Origin of the sequence: Desulfonatronovibrio magnus (assembly GCF_000934755.1) — a bacterium.
In the GTDB taxonomy this organism is placed as follows: Bacteria; Desulfobacterota; Desulfovibrionia; order Desulfovibrionales; family Desulfonatronovibrionaceae; genus Desulfonatronovibrio; species Desulfonatronovibrio magnus.
The window spans coordinates 1-1,252 of the sequence record NZ_JYNP01000150.1 but is presented as its reverse complement, the minus strand read 5'-3'; the positions used below and the strand labels follow the sequence as shown (position 1 = coordinate 1,252).

General features: G+C 45.1%; 1 protein-coding gene. It reads left to right on the top strand.

Features of this window, described 5'->3' with window-relative positions; genetic code table 11:
• The coding region (locus LZ23_RS11925; protein ID WP_045214507.1) for an Rpn family recombination-promoting nuclease/putative transposase at positions 1-999 on the top strand (999 nt) is incomplete at its 5' end.
• Between the last annotated feature and the right edge of the window lie 253 nt (positions 1,000-1,252).

Genomic DNA, 1,252 nt, shown 5'->3' with positions numbered 1-1,252 from the left:
ATGTTCCTGAAGATATTCAAGAACTTAGATAACGCCAGGCACTTCCTGAAGGGACATATATCCCAGGAAATCCTAAAACGCTTTGACCTGGATACCCTGCGACTGGAGCCTACAACTTATGTAGACAAGAAGCTCAAGAAGCACTACTCAGACTTGGTTTTCAGCGTACAATTGGTTGGTTATAAAAACCAGTTCGCCAGAATTTATCTGTTATTTGAGCACAAAAGTTCTCCTGACCCTCTGACAGGGGTGCAGATACTCAAGTACATGGCCCTTCAGTGGCTGGAACTCCAGGAACAGCATATGCTTGTGGATGGCAAGCTCCCGCCGATTATTCCCATAGTCATCTACCAGGGCCAGGAGGATGACCGAAATATGTGCTCTTCCTTCCATGACCTGGTGGAAATGCCTTCCGAATTCTTTAAGGTCTATATCCCGGACTTTTCCTTTGCCTTTTTCAATGTTCGTGGTATTGATGAGGCAAAAGTTCAGGAAAAGATCCTGCTCAAGTTCTATGTTGAAATAATAAAAATGCAGAACGACCCGAATATCAAGGAGTTGCCACCCCGGCTGGTTCTTGGTTTGTTAGAATCTCTGGGGCAAAGAACTGCCCTGGAATACATTGATATTTTCTTTAGATACCTGGTTAAGAGCTCCGGCTATCTAAACCAGGAAGACTACAAAAAAGCTCTGGATTTACTTCCAGAGGGAGGTGAGAAGATAATGGAAACTTTGGCTGACCAGTGGCTTAGGCAGGGCAAGCATGAAGGGGTTATTATTGGGAGAGAGGAAGGTCTGGTTAAGGGCAAACTAGAAAACGCCCAAGAAACCCTGATAGACCAGGCATCAGAGCTCTACGGCCCACTACCCGGCATGCTTTCAGTCAAAATCAGATCTATTCAGTCCATAGATAATCTCCGAGTTTTAGCCAGAAAGATCATCAGGACAGAATCCCTGGATGAATTCACAGAATTGGTAAACAAAGCAGCACTCAACTAATCCCTACACTACACAAAGTGTGGATGCCGGGAAAGGCAAGGTAATGGACAAAAAGATCGTGGAAAAGGCCAGGAAGAAAGGGTATAAAATATCCAGGACTGACCGTTTCAGGTACAGATGCCGGTATTCACCCGGTTAAACAGCCCTTTGGGCTACAGCGGAGCTGTGTTTAACTCCCATTAAAAGGCCCTCTGTCAAGAGACAATACTCTCCTGTTGCAAGAAATTTTGGTTTTCTTGCTGAGGACGCGTTA